General features: G+C 70.0%; 1 protein-coding gene. It reads left to right on the top strand.

The features are described 5' to 3' along the window. Positions 1-379 (top strand): amidohydrolase family protein (locus tag C5B91_RS21695; protein WP_147374924.1); only part of this gene is annotated, 379 nt, incomplete at its 5' end. Positions 380-450 lie beyond the last annotated feature (71 nt).

Raw genomic sequence — 450 nt, 5'->3', positions numbered from 1 at the left:
TTTCACCGAGATGCGACAGGCCAGTCTCCTCCAGAAAGTCGATGCGCTCGACCCGACGAGCACGCCCGCCGCGACCGTTTTCGAGATGGCGACCCGCAACGGCGCGAAGGCCGCAGGCTTCGACCGCGTCGGCGAACTCCGCGAGGGATGGAAGGCCGACATCGTCGGTATCGACGCCGACCGCACGCGAGCGACGCCGCTCCACGACGTGCTGTCTCATCTCGTCTTCGCCGCCCACGGCGACGACGTGGTGTTCACCATGGTCGACGGCGACGTGCTCTACGACGAGGGCGAACACGTCCGCGCGGACGCCGACGGCATCCGAAAACGGGCGCGGGCGGTCGCCGACGGTCTCGACTCGGCACCGACGAGCGACTGAACAGCGTCTCCGCCTGCGAGACCACCTCGCACGCGAGACCGGCCGGCCGCACCCGCGAGGCCCGCCGCCAT

This window comes from Haloferax sp. Atlit-10N (genome assembly GCF_003586325.1).
Classification (GTDB): domain Archaea; phylum Halobacteriota; class Halobacteria; order Halobacteriales; family Haloferacaceae; genus Haloferax; species Haloferax prahovense.
This window is presented reverse-complemented; position numbering and strand designations above follow the sequence as displayed.